Raw genomic sequence first — 19,393 nt, forward strand, 5'->3', positions numbered from 1 at the left:
GGCACAGGCACCATAGAGGGCAGCTTTTATGTGTGCAATCGGGACTGGTGCAGATAAAAACGGCCGAGGGCACATGGGTGTTGCCACCGTCTCGCGCTGGCTGGATCCCGCCCAACGCGAAACATAGCGTGCTTTTTTGTAATGCGGTGAGCGGCTATTCGGTGTTACTTTTACCTGCCGTATGCCAGTCGTTGCCGAATCGCCCCCAAGTGGTCGGGTTGAATCAAATGCTGGAGTCGATGGTGGTGCGAAGCGCTGAATGGGATCAAGCGCAGCTTACTGCGGAGAACCGACGCATTGCGGATGTGATCATTGATGAAATCCGCACCGCAGAGGCTGAAGCGCTTTATCTACCGATGCCAACTGATCCGCGATTAGTGCGCGTTGCCGAGGCGATTTTACGTCAGCCAGATAGCAAAAATACTGCGGAGCAGTGGGCTGAAGTGGGGGCTTTATCAGCCCGAACACTGCGGCGTTTAATGCCCGCCGAAACCGGCCTGACTTTTGTGCAATGGCGAAACCAAGCGCAGTTGAATCACGCATTAGCACTATTGGCGCAAGGTGAACGGGTGGGCGATGTGGCCTTTGCTTTAGGCTACGCGACCCCAAGTAATTTTATCGCCATGTTTAAAAAGGCAATGGGGCATCCTCCGGCCTATTATTTTTCTGGCTCACAGCGTAAGGACGTGCGATGAACATAAAACGATGGTTGACGGCAATGGTTGGGTTGGCATTGTCCTTCACTGTGAGTGCCAAGGAGTTTGCAACCAGTGGTTTGGCTTCACAGACGGTGTTTAACCCCGAGCGTGAATCGACGATCGAGGTAGATATTTGGTATCCCACCACATTGGATTCAACCCATTTTGAGTTCGGCAAAAACAAAGTATTTGTAGGGACGAAAACCAACCGGAATGCGCCGGTTGCGTCGGGCAAACACCCTGTTGTGCTGTTGGCACATGGCGGCATGCGTGCAGCGCCCTTCCACGCGGGGTGGGTGGCGTCCGGTTTGGCTAAAGCGGGATTTATCGTGGTGGTACTGCAGCAACTTGGGTTTTCGGCCGCGAATGTTACGTCGGCACCAAGCGAATTGTGGTTGCGGCCGAGCGATCTATCAATCAGTTTGACGCATCTCATAGATACCGAGCCGTTTAAGCAGGCGATCGACACTGACCATGTGTATGGGGTTGGGTTTTTCTTAGGCGGCACGTCCATGCTGTCACTGGCGGGGGCGAGATTTGAGCCGGCGCTTTACAAGCAATCTTGCGCACAGGAAGGGGTGAATATTGATTGCCAATGGCTAGAGAAAAACCAGGTGGATTTGAGCAAGGTGTCTGAGTCCATGCTTAGTCGTACCAATCACGATGATCGTGTCAAAGCCATTGTGGCGATTAATCCTGAATTAACCAAAACATTGGATGCGCAGAGTCTTGGTGACATCAAGATACCCGTGAAAGTAATGGATATTCGTGGCCGTCAGGCTGCGCTGCCGGAACTGGAGGTCGCTGAGTCTATTGCCGCGATTCCGAATATGACGCTAATGACAACGCCCCATACCACCATTTTTAGTGCCTTTAGTCGGTGTACGGCAAAAGGTGTGCAGATATTAGCATTGGAAGGGGAAGACAATCTTTGCCAAACGTCAGAGCAACAATCCCGAGAAGAGGTGCATAGGCTGATTATGAATGCGATTACCCGCTTTATTGATCACCAATGACGGGCTGACTGGTGTATATGTGCAAGGTCGTCACGAACACAGAACACAAAAAAACCAGCCAATGAGCTGGTTTTTTTTAAATCGGTCACTCGGCAAATTAGTCTTGGAAAAGGCCGAGGTTTTCTTTGGCGTAGGCTTCAAATTCGGTAAAGCCGCCAACGTGCTCTTGGTCAACAAAGATTTGTGGCACGGTTTCAACCGGCTTGCCGACGGTTTTTTCTAGGTCGGCTTTGCTGATGCCTTCTGCGTGGATATCAACATAACGGTAGTTGAAATCGTCACGGTTTGTTTTTAGCTCTTCCGCGAGGTCTTTAGCGCGAACACAGAATGGGCAGCCGGGGCGACCAAAAATCACGACGAACATATTCATCTCCTTTAGCGTTAATGTTCTTACTATGCCTGATGGGCGCGCGTTAGAAAAGATGAATTTCCCTCTCGCACCAATAGGAAAAACCGATGATAAGCGTCAAGGCGTGCCAGTGCGTGGGATCACGTGCTTGTGGGGTGAGTGGGACATAAAGCGCCAGAGCAGGGTGATTGCTTCGCTGAGTATAAAGGTGTAAAACCATCAAGTCCCGCTTTTACGGCTCAACGTCAAATAAGGAAGCACAATGAATCCAACGATTGAGACACTTCTTTCTCACCGCTCTATTCGCAAATTTACTCAAGATGCCATTTCTCCCGAGCAATTAACCCAGATTATTGATGCGGCGCGCGCGGTATCGAGCTCAAGCTTCTTACAATGCACCAGCATTATTCGTGTGACGGACAAAGAAAAACGACGCTTATTGGCAGAATACGCGGGCAACCAAGCGTATGTGGCCGATTGTGCGGAGTTTTTGGTGTGGTGTGCGGACTTCCATCGTCACGAGCAAATCAACCCTAATGCCAAATTGGGCTTTACCGAGCAGACGCTTATCGGTGCGATTGATGGCGCGATTATGGCGCAAAATGCGATGGTGGCAGCGGAATCGATGGGCCTTGGCGGCGTATATATCGGTGGCTTACGCAATCAGCCGGAAAAGGTGGCCGAGTTGTTGGCGATGCCGAATCACGTGATGCCTTTGTTTGGTATGTGCTTGGGTGTGCCGGCGCAAGACCCAGAAACCAAGCCTAAATTACCTGCACAGCTTTTGGTGCACGAAAACAGCTATCAAGCCATCGATGAGGCGGCGCTAAGCGACTATGACAACCAAGTGCGCGAGTATTATCAAACGCGCACGGGCGGCAATAAAGACATGAGTTGGAGCGAGCAGATCTCCGCCACGCTAGAAAAAGAAGCGCGTCCGTTTATGAAAGATTTTCTGCACAGTAAAGGGTTTAGCACCCGTTAAGAGAGCGCCTAAACGTGATGGATAAAAAAGCAGCGTTTTGCTGCTTTTTTATTATTTATCGCCTCATTTTGTCCAGTTTGCTATCTGATTTGATGGATTTATTGTCTAATCCTGCCTCTAAGCGCTAAAACCTATTTACATCTGTCCTGTAAACCGTAATATTGCCGCGTTTTTGCGCGTGATAATCACTTTTATCTGACACTATCCGCGCTCATTTTCAACATTAAATTGTTTTTATACGAAGTAGGGCTCTGATGGAAAACAAACTGGCAAATCCTGCCCCTTTGGGGTTGATGGGTTTCGGAATGACCACGGTATTATTGAACATTCATAATGCGGGTTTTTTCCCTATCGATAGCATGATCTTGGCGATGGGCATTTTTTATGGTGGCTTGGCGCAAGTGATTGTCGGCATCATGGAATTCAAAAAGGGCAATACCTTTGGTACCACGGCATTCACCTCTTATGGCCTGTTTTGGCTGACGCTCGTAGGGCTAATCGTCATGCCAGAAATGGGGATTGCTCAACCGAGCCCAGCGGGCTTTATGGGTTGGTACTTGGTGATGTGGGGTGTGTTTACCGGCTTTATGTACATCGGTTCACGCCGTTACTGCCTGGCTAAGCAGTTTGTCTTTGCTAGCTTGACCGTACTTTTCTTCTTGCTGGCAGCGCGCGATTTTACCGGCAGTGCACTGATTGGCACCATTGCAGGCTTTGAGGGCATTGTGTGTGGTTTGAGTGCGATTTACTTCGCGATGGCGCAGGTGCTTAACGAAGAGTACGGCCGTACTGTGTTGCCCGTTGGTGAGCAAAAAGCAGCGCTAGCGCCGCAAACGGCGTAAACGTCTGATACTAAAAGCCTGGTACATTGTTGAGATCTAAAAAAGCTCGGCCATCAGAGGCCGAGCTTTTTTTATCCGCGATTAAGCCTGACAGTGAAGGATTAACACATCACTTTCACGGCTAACCCACCTTGTGAGGTTTCGCGGTATTTGGCGTTCATGTCTTTGCCGGTTTCCATCATGGTTTCAATCACTTTATCCAGTGATACACGCGGCTCGGACGAACGCTGAAGTGCCATGCGTGAGGCATTAATGGATTTCACCGCGGCAATGCCGTTGCGCTCAATGCAAGGCACCTGTACTTGCCCGGCAACCGGGTCACAAGTGAGGCCTAAGTTGTGCTCCATAGCGATTTCGGCCGCCATACAAACTTGGTGCGGGCTACCGCCCATCAGCTCAGCGAGGCCAGCGGCGGCCATAGAGCAGGCGACGCCCACTTCGCCTTGGCAACCGACTTCGGCACCTGAGATAGAGGCGTTTTGCTTGTACAAACCACCAATCGCGCCGGAGGCGGCAAAAAAACGAGTGTAGATTGACTTATCAACCGGCTCGATAAATTTGTCGTAGTAGGCCAGCACCGCAGGAATAATGCCACATGCGCCATTGGTGGGCGCGGTCACCACGCGGCCACCGGCAGCGTTTTCTTCGTTAACGGCAAAGGCAAACATGTTCACCCAATCGACCACGGCCATGGGATCAATGTTATATTTTTCGCTGGTTTTTAGTTGATGACGTAAGGCGGCAGCACGGCGCGGCACACGCAGCGGGCCGGGTAACACGCCTTCGTTTTCCATCCCGCGCGCCATACACGCCTGCATGGTTTTCCAAATGTCAGCGAAGTAGGTATCAATCTCGTCCTGGCTGTGCATGCTGCGCATGTTGGCCATCACCAAGCCGCTGATCGAAAAACCGGTTTCTTGGGTGAGTGTCAGTAGGCCGTCAGCGCTATTGAAGTCGTAAGGGACTTGCACCGCTTGCATGGCAGGCTGACCAAATTCGGCTTCTTCAACAATAAAGCCACCGCCAATCGAGTAATAGGTTTTACTCAGTACACACTCATCGCCTTGCCAGGCATGGATTTGCATGCCGTTCTCGTGCAGTGAGAGGTTAGAGGTATGAAAGTTCATCCCTCCATCACGCGGGAAGGCGACGGCGTGCTGTTGCTCACCCAGTGGCAATTGCTCTGTCTCTTCTACCCGCTTAATAAAGCTGGGAATCGAATCGATATCAACGGTTTCAGGGCTGTTGCCTGCTAAGCCCATAATCGTGGCGATGTCGGTGTGATGGCCTTTACCGGTGAGTGACAATGAGCCGTATACGTCAACCGTGACGCGATCGACGTCGGTTAAACGCTGACTGGCGGTGAGCTCATCAACAAAGCACTTGCCCGCTTTCATTGGGCCAACCGTATGAGAACTGGATGGGCCAACGCCAATCTTAAAAATGTCAAAAACACTGATCATGTGTTTACCTCAGTCAATGCCCTAAGGGCAATGGATTTAGTGTTTACGCCATCCGTCCATGGTATTGACTGTGATGGCAAGCGCACGCTCGCCATAATGAAAAGGAGCAGCCTTCACTGCTCCTTGTTAGCCGCAAACATCGATGGATGCGGTGGGCATAGAGCCCAACGCAGCAGTCCTATAGCGCCTGCTGCGCGCGCTGTGTTCGATTAAGCAAAACGGCTGATTCAGAATCGTTAGTGATTAAGAGATCATGCTGTACGTAATCGCGGAAATTGCCACCAGCCCCATAATCAGAACAAAGGCGTTGCTGATTGTACCTGAATATTTCTGCATTGCTGGCACGTTTTTCACGGCATACATTGGCATAATAAACAGGATGGTGGCAATGATTGGGCCGCCAAGTGATTCAATCATCCCCAAAATGCTTGGATTTAGGGTGGCGACTAACCAAATGGTCAGGATCATGAATACCACCGTGAACACGTCGATTTTTTTGCGATCAACGGGTTTCCCCATGCTGCGCAGCGCTTTGGTGGCAATTCCGTTCAGGCCTTCACGTGCGCCTAGGTAGTGACCAAAGAACGAGGACACAATCGCGACAAAGGCCACCAATGGACCCAAGAAGGAAATGAACGGGCTTTCATGCTTGTTGGCCAAATAAGAAAGGATTGCGATGTTTTCCGCTTTTGCCGCTGCCAGATCTGCTGGCGTGAGGGACAGCACGCAAGAGAAGACAAACAGCATCACGAAACCGACCAACATGGCGGCCGAGCGCATCAAGATTTGACCAGACTTGTATTCCGCTTCGTCGCCATGGTCACGACGCTGTGCCAATGAGAAAGACGAAATGGCCGGGCTGTGGTTAAACGCAAAAACCAGTACCGGGATCGAAATCCAAAGGGTAATGGCAAAGTCACCGGCAGATGGCACTTGCGATAGCGCCGCGGTGTTCCACTCTGGGATCAGGTAGATGGACATAAAGACCAAAATACCAACCAGCGGATAGACCAAAAACTGAGTGACACGCAGCATCATTTTTTCGCCCAGTAGCATCACCGACATCATGCCGAGAATAAGCGCTAGCGAGAGGATCGCACGTGGTGGCGACGCCATGCCAAGCTGGTTGACCAAGAAGGAGTCGACGGTGTTGGTGATCCCGACGCCGTAGATCAACACAATCGGATAGATTGCAAAGAAGTACAGCAAGGTGATCAGTTTGCCCGCGCCAACACCAAAGTGCTCTTCAACCACTTCGGTAATGTCGCTGCCTGCATTTTTAGAAGATAAAACAAAACGAGAGAGGCCGCGGTGGGCAAAGAAGGTCATTGGGCCAACAAGCAAGGTCATGACCACGAGAGGCCAAAAGCCGCTCATGCCTGCGTTGATCGGAAGGAAAAGAATACCCGCGCCAACCGCGGTGCCAAAAAGGGAAAGCGCCCAGGTTGTATCTTGTTTGGTCCAGCGCGGGCGCGACGTTGCACTGGTACCAGTCGTCGAGGTTGTTTGCATAACAATACTACTCACATTGTAGGGAACAGGAATCAGGGAAGGCGAATTCTGGCGATTTCCACAGAGAAAACCAAGAGCTAGATCGCTATATGAAAAGCAGTGCGCAGACTATTGCACCAAAATGTGATGACTATCAATAACGGAGAGCGGATTGCGCTTCTATATAGGCATGAATGTATAGATATTTGTTGGATAAATATGCATCAAAGTGCGTCTAAGTCCCTATTGATTACATGGTTATGGGCGGGTTGACGAGTGGTTACCCGAGGGTGAAAACAATGTTAGCTGGCTGATTAATGCGCGAAGTAATTGCGCAGTGGCACCCCAAACCAGTCTGTCTTGGTGATAAAACGCACACACAGGGTGCCACTGGCCATACAGTAGGAAAGACTGTTCGCGAATATGCCCGGGACGGCAAAGGGTATCTAACGGTACTTCAAAGCAGGCAGCGACTTCATTGTCATCAAGATAAGGCTGGTAATCCGGTGCTACCCACGCGAGGACGGGGTGAATGTAGTAGCCGGTGACGGTGGGAAGCGGGCACAGGTGGCCAATAATCGCGTCAGGGGCAACGCGAATCCCGGTTTCTTCCCACATTTCCCGCGTGGCGGTGTCGGTATTATCTTTATCGGATGGCTCTCGCTTGCCGCCAGGGAAACTGACTTGGCCAGGATGATGTTTTAGGTGACTCGCGCGCTGGGTTAGCACCAGTTGAATCCCGTTTTCGCGTGGCACTAAGCCAATCAATACCGCGGCAGGTTGAAAATCGGCGCCTCCCAATATCCTGGGTGAGAGGCGAACGCGGTTTAAAATGCGACTGTCGTGGCGCGCCAGCGGGGTTAACGAAAAAGCCCGGGTGACATCCGCGGGCGATAAGGGGTGGCCTGGCGCGTCACTGATGGGTTGAGGATGAGTCGAGGACGCAGACCAAGAGGCGGCTTTCGCGCGTAACGTACAGCGGATAGGCGTGAAATAAGCATGCTCTTCGGCGATTAGCGTCATCGTGACTCCGTTAAATCAGTTATAGGGGCAGCCAAGCTGTCATCGTCTGCCAGCACGGGGAGAATGTGGCTGACTTTGTCGAGCGTCTCTTGGTACTCGGCCTCTGCCTTGCTATCAGCAACCAAGCCACCGCCCGCCCACACGTGCAGTTGACCTTGATGACCGACCAGGGTGCGAATGGTAATACTTGAATCCATGCGACCACAGCGGCTTAGGTAGGCAAAACTGCCGCAATAAATATGGCGACGGTGTGGCTCAAGTTCTTCAATTATTTCCATTGCGCGTACTTTGGGTGCCCCGGTAATCGAGCCACCGGGAAACGCCGCGCGAAGCAGATCGAGGCCAGTTTTGTCTTCGGGGAGCCTACCTGTGACCGTACTCACCATATGGTGCACGGCAGGAAAACTCTCTATATCAAAGAGTTTAGGCACAGAAACCGAACCTGGCGAGGCAACTCGGCCAATATCGTTCCTGAGCAAATCGACAATCATCAAGTTTTCAGCACGATCTTTTTCCGCCGATTTCAGTGCCTGAGCGCTGTCTGCATCTTGTTGCGGATCGGTATAGCGAGGGCGCGTGCCCTTGATAGGTTTGGTTTCAATCTGTTGGTTGTGTAGCGAGAGAAAGCGCTCGGGCGAGACCGATAAGATGGCGCTGTCTGCCAAGCGGATAAAGCCAGAGAAGGGGGCACCATTGCGGGTGGCCAGTTTACGATAGGCGTGCCATTCATCCCCTTGATAGTGGGCGGAAAAGCGTTGAGCTAAGTTGATTTGGTAGCAATCCCCGGCATGTAAATAGGCTTGCACTTGAGCAAATTTTTGCTGGTATTGTGCCTCGGTCATGTTCGCGCGCCAGCGTTCGGTGAGTGCAAACGATGGACGGGACGGTGCAGCTTGATGAGTGAGCCATTGCCAGCGCTGATCGCTATCAGGGGCAATCACCACCGCTTGATGCTTGTGATGATCAATCACCACTGCCCAGTCGTAGAGGCCAACCGCCATGTCAGGGACATTGAGCTCGTCTTTAGCCCGCGAGGGTAGGGTTTCAACACAGCGCCCTAAGTCATAACCAAAATAGCCAAGGGCACCGCCGGCAAACGGCCAGGGGGCGATTTCAGAAACCGCCGGTAACAGCTGTGCTTGTAATTGTGCGACCCAGTGAAAGGGATCGTGATCGTCAGTGGTGGTGTGCCCATCGGGATAACGCGTGGTCACTTGGTTGTGGCGCGCGGTCACCGTGGCGATGGGATCGGCGACCAGGATATCGAAGCGACTATCTGGATGTGTCCGTGTGGCCGAGTGGAGCAACATCGCCCAGGGTTGATGAGCTATCTTATCAAACAGGGTCAACGCAAGATCCGGGGCGTAGTCGATTGGCGTGGTAGTGAGCTTCATGGCGTTTTGTGGTTGCATTCTTCTTTTTGTGATCACGGTTAAGACGCCGTGTGGCGCGCAGATAGCGCTAAGCGTATCATAGCTAGGCCTTTTCCGGCACGAGCAACAATAAAAGACGAGGCGAGGTTGCTGTCAACCATCGACTTCTCTCATCACAGAGCAGTAAAACTGCCTAGCCAAACGATAATAACGAGGGGAAGGCTTCCCCAACACTGGATACCCGCTTTGGGTCCTGCAAATGACACCAGAGGCAATGATGACCACTATTAAACAGCAAGACGTGATCGAAAGCGTTGCAGATGCCCTGCAATATATCTCTTACTACCACCCTCTTGATTTTGTTCAAGCCCTTGAAAAAGCCTACAACAAGGAGCAAAGCCAAGCGGCGAAAGATGCCATCGCGCAAATTTTGATTAACTCGCGAATGTCGGCCGAGGGCAAGCGCCCGATTTGCCAAGACACGGGTATTGTCACCTGTTTTGTCAAAGTAGGGATGGCCGTACAGTGGGACCGCCACGATATGACGGTGCAGCAAATGGTGGATGAAGGGGTGCGACGTGCGTACACCAATCCTGACAACCCGTTGCGTGCCTCTGTGGTGGCTGATCCGGCAGGTAAACGCCAAAACACCCGTGATAACAGCCCTGCGGTGGTGCATATTGATATGGTGCCAGGCGACACCGTGGATATTCAAATCGCCGCGAAGGGCGGAGGCTCTGAAAACAAAACCAAAATGGTGATGCTCAACCCATCGGATGATGTTGCCGAGTGGGTAGAAAAAACGTTGCCTGCAATGGGCGCGGGTTGGTGTCCACCGGGCATGCTGGGTATCGGCATTGGCGGCACGGCAGAAAAAGCCGCGGTGTTAGCCAAAGAGTCACTGATGGAGCACATTGACATTCAAGCGCTTATCGAACGTGGTCCAAGCAATGCCGATGAAGCGCTGCGCCTCGATATTTTCAATCGTGTGAACAAGCTGGGCATCGGTGCCCAAGGGCTGGGCGGTTTAACCACGGTGGTGGATGTCAAAGTGAAAACGGCTCCGACCCATGCGGCGTCTAAACCTGTGTGCTTAATCCCGAACTGTGCCGCCACACGTCATGTTCACTTTACACTTGATGGTACCGGGCCTGCCGAGTTGGCACCACCAAAATTGGAAGAGTGGCCGCAAGTCACTTGGGAAGTCGGCGAGAATGTACGTCGTGTCAACCTGGATACGGTCACCAAAGAAGACGTGCAAAGCTGGCAAACCGGTGAAACCGTGCTTTTATCAGGCAAGATTCTGACTGGACGGGACGCCGCACACAAACGCTTGCAAGAAATGCTGCGCAATGGCGAAGGCCTTCCCGAAGGCGTCGACTTTAACGGTCGCTTTATCTATTACGTGGGTCCTGTTGATGCGGTAGGCGATGAAGTGGTTGGCCCTGCAGGCCCTACCACGTCGACCCGTATGGATAAGTTTACCGATATGATGCTCGCCGAAACCGGCTTGATGGGCATGATTGGTAAAGCCGAGCGTGGCCCGGCGGCGGTCGAGTCAATCAAAAACCACAAAGCCGTGTACTTGATGGCGGTTGGCGGCGCGGCCTATTTGGTTTCAAAAGCGATTAAGCATGCACGTGTGGTGGCGTTTGAAGATTTGGGAATGGAAGCCATCTACGAATTTGACGTGGAAGACATGCCGGTCACGGTGGCCGTCGACGCGCAAGGACAAAATGCGCATCAGATTGGCCCAGACACCTGGAAGGTGAAGATAGCCGAAATGGATGACTAATCCGTTAATGGTGCCTGTTTGGCTTAACGCCTGCTTGCGTTAACAAGAAGGCGTTGAGTCGGGCAGCGTTTAACGGGGTCACAATCATAGAGGCTTTTTGCGTTTTAATGTGCTGATATGGGCCTACATTTCGCCGATAAAACCACCGGTCTGATGCGCCCATAGCTGCGCGTAGACGCCGTTCTTCTCCAGCAGTTCCTGATGTGAGCCCTGTTCGATAATCCGGCCTTTATCCATCACGATAAGGCGATCCATGGCAGCAATGGTCGACAGGCGGTGTGCAATCGCAATAACCGTCTTGTTGTCCATCAGTTGGTTCAGGTTATCCTGAATCGCTGCCTCTACTTCTGAATCGAGTGCCGAAGTGGCTTCATCCATAATAAGGATTGGCGCGTCCTTGAGCAAAACGCGTGCAATCGCGATGCGCTGGCGCTGACCGCCGGATAGTTTCACGCCGCGCTCGCCGACCTGCACGTCATAGCCGCTGTGGCCGCTTTCATCTTTCAGCAGTTCGATAAAGTCATGCGCTTCGGCCTGACGACTGGCGTGTATCAGGGCTTCTTCACTGGCGTGCGGGTTGCCGTACAGGATGTTTTCCCGAATCGAACGATGCAACAGAGAGGTATCCTGCGTGATCATGCCAATCTGCTGGCGCAGCGATTCCTGAGTGACCTGACTGATATCCTGACCGTCAATTTCAATCTTGCCTGCATTGAGTTCATAAAAACGCAGCAGCAGGTTGACCAGCGTGGATTTTCCCGCGCCGGAGCGCCCGACGAGCCCGAGTTTTTCGCCCGGTTTAATGTATAATTCGAGCGCTTCAAATACCGCTTCCTGCTCGTTGTAGCGGAAATCGACCTGTCGGAACCGAACCTCGCCCTGAGAAACGGCCAGTGGTTTGGCCTGATGGCTGTCCTCTATTTCGATGTCGTTGGCAACGGTGTTTATGCTGTCGATTACCATGCCGATGCTTTCAAACATGCCTCGGATTTCCCACATGATCCACTTCGACATACCTTGCAAGCGAAGCACAATGCTGATGCCAATCGCAATCACACCGACGCTGACGCTCTCGGCCAGCCACAGATGAATCGCCAGAGCCGCCATCGAAAACAGCAGTAGATAGTTAATCAGATCCACGCTGTACAGCAGGCTGGTCAGGGTACGCATCTGTTGATATACGGTCGCAAGATAAGCTTTCATCCCGGTTTGTGCGTATTCGGTTTCCCGCTCTGAGTGAGAGAACAGCTTGACCGTAGTGATGTTGGTGTAGGTATCGACAAATCCGCCGGTCATCGAGGACTGGGCGTTGGCCTGTTCGGTGGAGATGCGTTTCAGGCGCGGAATAAACAGGACCTGAATCAATACATACAGGCATAGCCAGGCCAGGATCGGCAGCACCAACACGTCATCAGCACTGGCAATCATCACTAGCATGGAGACAAAGTAGACCGAAATATACACCGATAAGTCAACCAGTTTCATCACCACTTCACGCACCGACTGAGCGCTTTGCATCACTTTGGTCGCCACCCGGCCGGCAAAGTCACGCTGGAAAAAGCCGACACTCTGTTTAAGCAGGTAGCGGTGCACCAGCCAGCGGATCGACATCGGGTAATTGCCGAGAATAGCCTGATGGAGCAGGTTGGAATGAATAAAGGCTAGGATAGGCATGACGACAACGACCAGCAGTGCCATCGACAGCAGGGTATCGCCGTTCTCAGCCCAGAAATTGGCGCGTGAGCTATTGCTCAGCATGTCGACCAAATCACCCATATAGCGCACCAGAGTGACTTCGGCAATCGCGACACAGGCACTGAGCAGTGACATCACCAGTAACGGCTTTTCAAAGCCCCGGGTGTAGTGGCGGCAAAAGCCAAATAGAGTTTTAGGTGGTTTCTGCGGATCGTGATCCGGAAACGCATTGGTGAGATTTTCAAACCAGTGAAACATGACGATGACCTTGCTTGTCGCAATAGTTGCAATAGGAATGGGGTTACTGACTTTTCATTGAGTGAATAATCAGTAAAATGGTAGAAGTGGTATAGTAATGATAATTAAAATGGTTCTCAATAATCTTTGGTATGTATGCGAGAGCCGGGAGGTAACCCAATGTTCACCCTATCTGGTGTGGAGATGGTTCGCGGCGGTCGCACGATTCTTGCGATTGAGCAGCTGGACATCCCCACGAATGCGCTGACTGTCGTGCTGGGCCATAACGGTTCAGGTAAATCCACTCTGGTCAGTTTACTGTCCGGACAGCAGGTGCCTGACACCGGAACGGTGCAGCTTGATGATGTGCCTCTGGCTTCGCTGGGCAGTAAAGCTCTGGCCAAAAAGGTCGCTTTTCTGCCGCAGAAATTGCCGGCCAGTGCTGGTCTGACGGTGCGCGAACTGGTACGCATGGGACGTTTTCCATGGCGCGGTGCATTGGGATTCTGGCGTCAGCAGGACAGCGATATTATGGCGGCGGCGATGGAAAAAACCGGCGTCAGTGCCTTTGCCGACAGCTATGTGGATGAATTGTCCGGCGGTGAACGCCAGCGTGCCTGGGTGGCGATGCTGCTGGCTCAGGAGTCGCCGGTGCTGATCCTTGATGAACCGACTTCTGCGCTCGACGTGCAGCATCAGTATCAACTGATGGCCCTGCTGGCGGAACTGAATCAACAACAGGGGTGCGGCATCATCGTCATTCTGCATGATCTTAACCTCGCGCTGCGCTATGCCAGTCATATTGTTGCCCTCAGACAAGGGCGTATCGCCTTTGACGGCTCGGCAGCCAGCCTGGCTGATGAGCAGCGTTTATCTGAACTGTACCAAACACCGATTCGCCTGATTGATCACCCGAATGCTGCCGAGCAGGCGGCTACTAATAAGGTCGCCGTTGTATGCGCCTGATATCGAGAATAAAATCATCTTTTGTCCTGTTTGGGCTGGTGATCAGCTGTCTTTCTTCTGCCTGGGCCGAATTTCAGGTGTCCGATTCAGTCGGGCAGCATACATTGCCTGCTGTGCCGAAACGAGCGGCTGTGCTCGACTGGAACCTGCTTGAGCAGGTGATGGAGCTCGGCGTGACTCCGGTAGCGGTTACCGATGCGGATGCGTATCGCGACTGGGTGGTCAAGCCGGCAATTCCGGCTACCGCGCAGAATGTCGGTACCCGTGGTGAGCCGAACCTGGAGAAGATTGCGGCGCTTAAGCCGGATATCATCTTAATCAGCGCCACTCAGCGTGATCTTAAGTCGCGTCTGGAGCAGATTGCACCGGTGCTTTTGTATACAAACTTCACTAAAGGTGACGATCAAGCCGTAGTCGCGATTGAGCAATTTCGCCAGCTGGCGCAGCTGTTTGACAAGCAGGCGCTGGCGGAACAAAAGCTGACCCGGATGCAGCAACGCTTTAGTCAGTTGAGCGCTAAGCTCAAAGCGCACTTTGGCGGCTCTCTGCCTCAGGTACTGGTGATGCGTTTTGCCGACACCAAATCGACTTTTATCTATACCGAAGATTCGATGATTGACTATGTGCTGCGCCAATTGGGCATGAAGCAGGTGATGGTTGAACCGGCGGCACAGTGGGGCATAGTACGTAAACCGATTACCGACTTGCGGGTGATTCAGCAGGGGTATGTGTTGTATATCGAGCCGTTTAATGAAGAGAAAAAACTCAAAAAATCGGCCCTGTGGAAAGCGCTGCCGTTTGTACGCACTCACCGAGTGAACTCGGTGGACTCGGTGTGGACTTATGGTGGTGCAATGTCGCTGCAGTATGCGGCTGAGGCGATCACTGCTAGCTTGCTGGAGATGGAACCTAAATCATGACCTGGAGACACCTGATCCCGGTAAGCGTGCTGCTGGTGTTGGCGGCGCTGTCCAGTCTTCAGTTGAATCAGACTCTGGATTTAGGGACACAATGGCGCCTGATTGGCGACCCGCATCTGGCGCAGTCGTTTGATGATTTCAATTTTGCTTATGCTCAGTTTCCCCGCCTGGTGATCACTCTGCTGGTGGGAGCGGTACTGGGGGTGGTCGGCAGCCTGATGCAGCAACTGACCCAGAATTCACTGACTTCACCGCTGACCATGGGAACCTCCTCCGGTGCATGGCTGGCTCTGATCGTGCTCAATATTTGGTGGCCGCAGGCGATTGCCGATTACAGTGCACTGGCGGCGATGGGTGGCGCGCTGCTGGCGTTCGGCCTGATTGTGCTGATCGCCGGGCTGGATAATATGACCGGTCTGCCGATGGTGATATCAGGCATGGTGATCAATATTCTGCTCGGAGCAATTGCTGCGGCGATCATTCTGCTGCATCAGGATTATGCTCAGAATGTGTTTATGTGGGGCGCCGGTGACTTAGCGCAGAACGGCTGGGACCAGATTGCATGGCTGCTGCCGCGACTCACTCCTCTGCTGATACTGCTGCTGATTGCACCGCGTATTCTGACCCTGTTGCGCCTTGGCCATCAGGGGGCTCAGGCGCGGGGTTTGCCGGTCATTCCTGCTTTCTTCCTGTTGATGATGTTCGGTATCTGGTTGGTGTCGGCATCGATTACCGTGGTCGGCCTGATTGGCTTTATCGGCCTGTTGACCCCCAATATTGTTCGTGCTCTGGGCGCCCGCACGCCGCGTATCGAACTGGTTGCCAGCCTGGTGTTCGGTGCGCTGCTGCTGTTAGCGACCGATGTGCTGGCGCAATGGCTCAGTGTGTGGGCCGGTCAGGTGGTACCGAGCGGCGTGACCGCAGCGGCGATTGGCGCGCCCGCGCTGATCTGGTTCAGCCGTCGTCAGCTCAAAGCTCAGGACGGCATGGCTGTGGCCTTACCCGGTTCGCGGCCGCGTATTTCCGTGCCGCTGACGGTTTCAATTGGTGTTCTACTACTGCTTGGCGTTGCGCTATATATCGGCTATCAATCACAACAGGCTGGCCTGGCTTTGGCCTGGCCGAATGAGTTCCAGTGGGCACTGCGCTGGCCGCGTTTGCTGACCGCCCTGTTTACCGGAATCGGCCTCGCTCTGGCCGGTACCATTCTGCAGCGTCTGATTTACAACCCGCTCGCCAGCCCGGATATTCTTGGCGTGTCGTCCGGCGCCACGTTTGCGTTGGTCTTCTCCAGCCTGTTTCTGGGACAGTCGCTGCAATCCACCCAGTGGGGCACCGCGTTGCTGGGCAGTCTTGCGGTGTTGCTGGTGCTGATTGCGCTCGGGCGCAAGCAACAGTTTGCGCCATCGAGCGTGATTCTGACCGGTATTGCCATGACTGCACTGCTACAGGCATTCGTGCAGTTTTGTCTCGCTAAAGGCAACCAAGACAGCTACAAAATTCTGCAGTGGCTGGCCGGATCAACGTACCGGGTGACCGCAGAGCAGGCATTGTTACTGGTCGCGCTGGTGGGGGCTATGCTGGGGCTGAGTTTAATGAGTAGTCGCGCGCTGACGCTGATCTCCATCAGCCGTTCTTTCGCCCAGGCGCGCGGATTGAGCAGTTCACTGACCTCGTTCAGCCTGCTGGTGCTGGTAGCGATTTTGTGTGCGGTAGTGACCGCCACCATGGGACCGATATCATTTGTCGGTCTGATTGCACCGCATTTGGCACGCATGCTGGGTGCCCAGCAGGCCAAATCACAGTTGCTTCTTGCCAGCCTTATTGGTGCTACCACTATGTTATGGTCCGATTGGCTGGGTCAGGTTGTGCTGTATCCGAACCAAATTGCCGCGGGTACTTTGGTCGCTATTCTCGGTGCACTCTATTTCCTTGTTTTGCTGGTGTTCAACCGCCTGTTCCGCCGCTAATCCGTTATGCATGACCGTGCATTAAATTGGGGCACTACATAAGTATCTGACTTTATTGCTATTTCCTCAATGCTCATCCTCTTTGTTGATGTTGCAAATCGTTCTCAGTCGTAATACTATTTATAAATTGTTATTGATTATTTTATAAGTAAAGCAGGGGTATTTATGAAGTTGTTCCGTCTGTCTCCGGTCGGACTTGGCGTGATTGTCGCGTTAACCACAGGACAAGCCAGCTATGCACTAGCAGATGACACAGTCGTTGAGGATACTCGCCTTAACCAAACCGCTACTTCTTACGAGGGCATACACCCCGACGAAGTGGTCACCATTGTCGGTTCGCAAGTAGACCTGGGTGGTGAGTACCAAGGTGGACAAGTTTCTCGTTCGGGCCGATTTGGTATTCTCGGTAACCAGGATTTCATGGATACTCCGTTTTCCTCCATTAGCTACACGTCCCAATTGATCGCCGATCAGCAGGCGAAGAGCGTCGGTGATGTGCTGAAAAATGACCCGGCGGTACGTCAGTCGGTCGGCTTTGGCAACTTCCAAGAACTTTACATGATTCGCGGTTTCCCGGTTTATTCCGACGACATGACTCTGAACGGTGTGTACGGCATTCTGCCTCGTCAATATGTAGCGGCATCAATGCTTGAACGGGTTGAAGTGTTCCGTGGTGCCAACACTTTTGTGAATGGTGCGGCGCCGGGTGGCAGTGCAATTGGCGGCTCTATTAACCTGATACCGAAACGCGCCGGTAGTGAACCGCTAACACACGTCACGGTCGGAACTCAGTCCGATGGCCAGAGCTATGGCGCGCTGGATCTGGGTCGCCGTTTTGGTGATAACCAAGAAAGTGGGCTACGTGTTAACCTGGTTGCCCGTGACGGCGATGATGCGGTCGATGATCAGGATACCCAGCTTGGCGTGCTGAGCCTAGGCTTTGATCACCTGGGCGACAACTTCCGCATGTCGGCGGATGTCGGCTATCAGGATCATCATATTGGCTCACCACGCCCGAGTGTGACGCCGGGCAGCGCAATCCCATCCCTGCCAAGCAGTGATACCAATTATGCTCAGGACTGGACCTATACCGATGAGAAGCAGTTGTTTGGTGTGGTACGGGCAGAATACGACTTCAGCATCCAGACGACTGCCTGGGTGGCGGCGGGTATGCGCCGCGGTAAAGAGCATAACCTGCTGGCCAACCCAACCGCTGACGGTAATGGTAATCTGACCACTTATCTGTTTGATAACGTGCGTGAAGATACCGTGATGTCAGCAGACAGCGGGGTAAGGCACGAATTCTCAACCGGCAGCATTGGACATACTGTTGTTGTGTCCGGCTCTCTTTATCAGTCACGTTCGAAAAACGCGTACGAGATGTCTGACTGGTCCGGCGTTAGTGTTGGAACTCTGACCGACTATGATCAGATCAGTATTCCTGTCGTCACATCAAGCGCCGGTAATATGAGCGATCCGACTGAAACAGAGCGAGTGACATACAGCAGTGCGGCTTTGGCAGATACGCTATCGCTGTTCGATGACCAGGTTAAACTGATGCTGGGCGCGCGTCTGCAAAGATTGGAAACCAAGAGCTTTGATTACAATACCGGTGATCGAACTGGCGGCTACAGTAAAACTACTCTGACGCCGTCGCTAGGTGTGGTGTATCAGCCAACGCTGGATGTCTCTCTGTACGCGAACTATGCTGAAGCCTTGCTGCCAGGTGAAGTTGCACCTGAGTCCAATAATGGTGTTACAGTGGCGAACAAAGGTGATGTACTGAAACCAAATCGATCAGAGCAGTATGAAGTAGGTGCCAAGTACGATACAGGCAGCTACGGCGCCGTGGTCAGCCTGTTCGAAATCAGTAAGCCGACGTACATGTACGACAGCAACAATAACTATACCGACAACGGTGAGCAGCGTCATCGTGGTATCGAGCTGTCGGCGTTTGGTGAACCGATTGAACAAGTGAAAGTACTGGGTGGTGTTACTCTAATTGATGCTGACATTGTGAAAAGTTCCAATATTGATGCAGAAGGCAAGAATGCGATCGGTGTGCCGAAAGTTCAGGCTAACTTGAACCTGGAGTGGGAGACTCCATTTGTGGAAGGCCTGATCTTGGAAGGTCGCACTGTCTATACCGGTTATCAATATGCCAGCTCGGATAACTCACTCGAACTGCCTTCCTGGACTCGCTTTGATCTGGGTGCCCGCTACGGTATGAAAGTCGGCGATAACGCGCTGACTCTGCGCGCCCGAATTGACAACGTTACCGATAAAAATTATTGGGCATCTGCTGGTGGTTACCCAGGCAGCAATTACCTGGTGCAGGGCTCACCGCGTACGGTCGTCCTCTCAGCCAGCTACGATTTCTGATTTAGCAAAACAAAAAACAACTTCGGCAGGTGTTAGATCGTGGACGAACCCCGCCTTTTTAGGTGGGGTTCTTTCAACCTGAACGCCCCGACTGAGCGGAAGATAATCCGACTCGCAAGGGTGTTGCTGGCCAACGGCAAGGTCTGAAGGAAGCGATAGGAAGTTAGAGGCACACAACGCAAGTGAAC

Annotated in this window: 15 protein-coding genes; 9 read left to right on the plus strand and 6 right to left on the minus strand. The window is 52.7% G+C overall.

Going from position 1 to position 19,393, the window contains the following annotated elements:
* Nucleotides 1-32: 32 nt before the first annotated feature.
* Nucleotides 33-695 (plus strand): AraC family transcriptional regulator, encoded by a 663-nt coding sequence (locus tag BZG72_RS04355; protein ID WP_241832515.1) that lies wholly within the window; start codon nt 33-35, stop codon nt 693-695.
* Nucleotides 692-1,714: an alpha/beta hydrolase family protein gene (locus tag BZG72_RS04360; protein WP_077666172.1), complete on the plus strand. Its 1,023-nt coding sequence runs from the start codon at nt 692-694 to the stop codon at nt 1,712-1,714. Before BZG72_RS04355 ends, BZG72_RS04360 begins: the two co-directional genes overlap by 4 nt.
* 97 nt (nt 1,715-1,811) lie before the next feature.
* Here BZG72_RS04360 and BZG72_RS04365 read toward each other — a convergent pair whose 3' ends face one another.
* Nucleotides 1,812-2,078, minus strand: coding sequence for a GrxA family glutaredoxin (locus BZG72_RS04365; RefSeq protein WP_077577726.1), 267 nt, complete (start codon nt 2,076-2,078; stop codon nt 1,812-1,814).
* 247 nt (nt 2,079-2,325) lie between these two features.
* Here BZG72_RS04365 and nfsA point away from each other — a divergent pair, with 247 nt between their 5' ends.
* Both nfsA and BZG72_RS04375 read left to right on the plus strand, forming a co-directional pair.
* On the plus strand, nt 2,326-3,048 hold the full coding sequence (nfsA, locus tag BZG72_RS04370; protein ID WP_046073117.1) for an oxygen-insensitive NADPH nitroreductase: 723 nt from the start codon (nt 2,326-2,328) through the stop codon (nt 3,046-3,048).
* Nucleotides 3,049-3,302: 254 nt separating this feature from the next.
* Nucleotides 3,303-3,890 (plus strand): acetate uptake transporter, encoded by a 588-nt coding sequence (locus tag BZG72_RS04375; protein WP_077666173.1) that lies wholly within the window; start codon nt 3,303-3,305, stop codon nt 3,888-3,890.
* A gap of 101 nt (nt 3,891-3,991) precedes the next feature.
* On the opposite strand, the gene BZG72_RS04380 is transcribed toward BZG72_RS04375, so the two are convergent.
* The 4 genes from BZG72_RS04380 to pabB form a co-directional block, all read right to left on the minus strand.
* Nucleotides 3,992-5,353, minus strand: a complete 1,362-nt coding sequence (locus BZG72_RS04380; RefSeq protein WP_077666174.1) for an L-serine ammonia-lyase — start codon at nt 5,351-5,353, stop codon at nt 3,992-3,994.
* 243 nt (nt 5,354-5,596) lie between these two features.
* Nucleotides 5,597-6,865 carry a serine/threonine transporter gene (locus BZG72_RS04385; protein WP_046073120.1) on the minus strand — a complete coding sequence of 423 codons (1,269 nt, stop codon included), beginning with the start codon at nt 6,863-6,865 and terminating at the stop codon, nt 5,597-5,599.
* Between the two features lie 237 nt (nt 6,866-7,102).
* Complete coding sequence (locus tag BZG72_RS04390) at nt 7,103-7,867, minus strand: NUDIX hydrolase (RefSeq protein ID WP_077666175.1); 765 nt, start codon at nt 7,865-7,867, stop codon at nt 7,103-7,105.
* Nucleotides 7,864-9,279, minus strand: a complete 1,416-nt coding sequence (gene pabB / locus BZG72_RS04395; protein WP_443508075.1) for an aminodeoxychorismate synthase component 1 — start codon at nt 9,277-9,279, stop codon at nt 7,864-7,866. The genes BZG72_RS04390 and pabB overlap by 4 nt, the downstream gene beginning before the upstream one ends.
* A 238-nt stretch (nt 9,280-9,517) precedes the next feature.
* Here pabB and BZG72_RS04400 point away from each other — a divergent pair, with 238 nt between their 5' ends.
* Nucleotides 9,518-11,035, plus strand: a complete 1,518-nt coding sequence (locus tag BZG72_RS04400) for a fumarate hydratase (RefSeq protein ID WP_046073795.1) — start codon at nt 9,518-9,520, stop codon at nt 11,033-11,035.
* 123 nt (nt 11,036-11,158) lie between these two features.
* Here the strand turns inward: BZG72_RS04400 and BZG72_RS04405 are convergent, their stop codons facing one another.
* A complete protein-coding gene (locus BZG72_RS04405) occupies nt 11,159-12,988 on the minus strand; it encodes an ABC transporter ATP-binding protein (protein WP_077666176.1) in 1,830 nt (609 codons plus the stop codon).
* Between the two features lie 159 nt (nt 12,989-13,147).
* On the opposite strand from BZG72_RS04405, the gene BZG72_RS04410 reads away from it, so the two are divergent.
* The 4 genes from BZG72_RS04410 to BZG72_RS04425 all read left to right on the plus strand — a co-directional run bounded on the left by BZG72_RS04410 (nt 13,148) and on the right by BZG72_RS04425 (nt 19,205).
* The gene (locus tag BZG72_RS04410; RefSeq protein WP_077666177.1) at nt 13,148-13,933 is read left to right on the plus strand and encodes an ABC transporter ATP-binding protein; all 786 of its coding nucleotides are present in this window, start codon (nt 13,148-13,150) and stop codon (nt 13,931-13,933) included.
* On the plus strand, nt 13,924-14,853 hold the full coding sequence (locus BZG72_RS04415; RefSeq protein ID WP_077666178.1) for an iron-siderophore ABC transporter substrate-binding protein: 930 nt from the start codon (nt 13,924-13,926) through the stop codon (nt 14,851-14,853). Before BZG72_RS04410 ends, BZG72_RS04415 begins: the two co-directional genes overlap by 10 nt.
* Nucleotides 14,850-16,823 (plus strand): Fe(3+)-hydroxamate ABC transporter permease FhuB, encoded by a 1,974-nt coding sequence (gene fhuB, locus BZG72_RS04420; protein ID WP_077666179.1) that lies wholly within the window; start codon nt 14,850-14,852, stop codon nt 16,821-16,823. Before BZG72_RS04415 ends, fhuB begins: the two co-directional genes overlap by 4 nt.
* A 165-nt stretch (nt 16,824-16,988) precedes the next feature.
* Nucleotides 16,989-19,205, plus strand: coding sequence for a TonB-dependent receptor (locus BZG72_RS04425; protein ID WP_077666180.1), 2,217 nt, complete (start codon nt 16,989-16,991; stop codon nt 19,203-19,205).
* The last annotated feature ends 188 nt before the right edge of the window (nt 19,206-19,393 follow it).

It is taken from the genome of Salinivibrio sp. PR6, assembly GCF_001995955.1.
GTDB classification, from domain to species: Bacteria; Pseudomonadota; Gammaproteobacteria; order Enterobacterales; family Vibrionaceae; genus Salinivibrio; species Salinivibrio siamensis.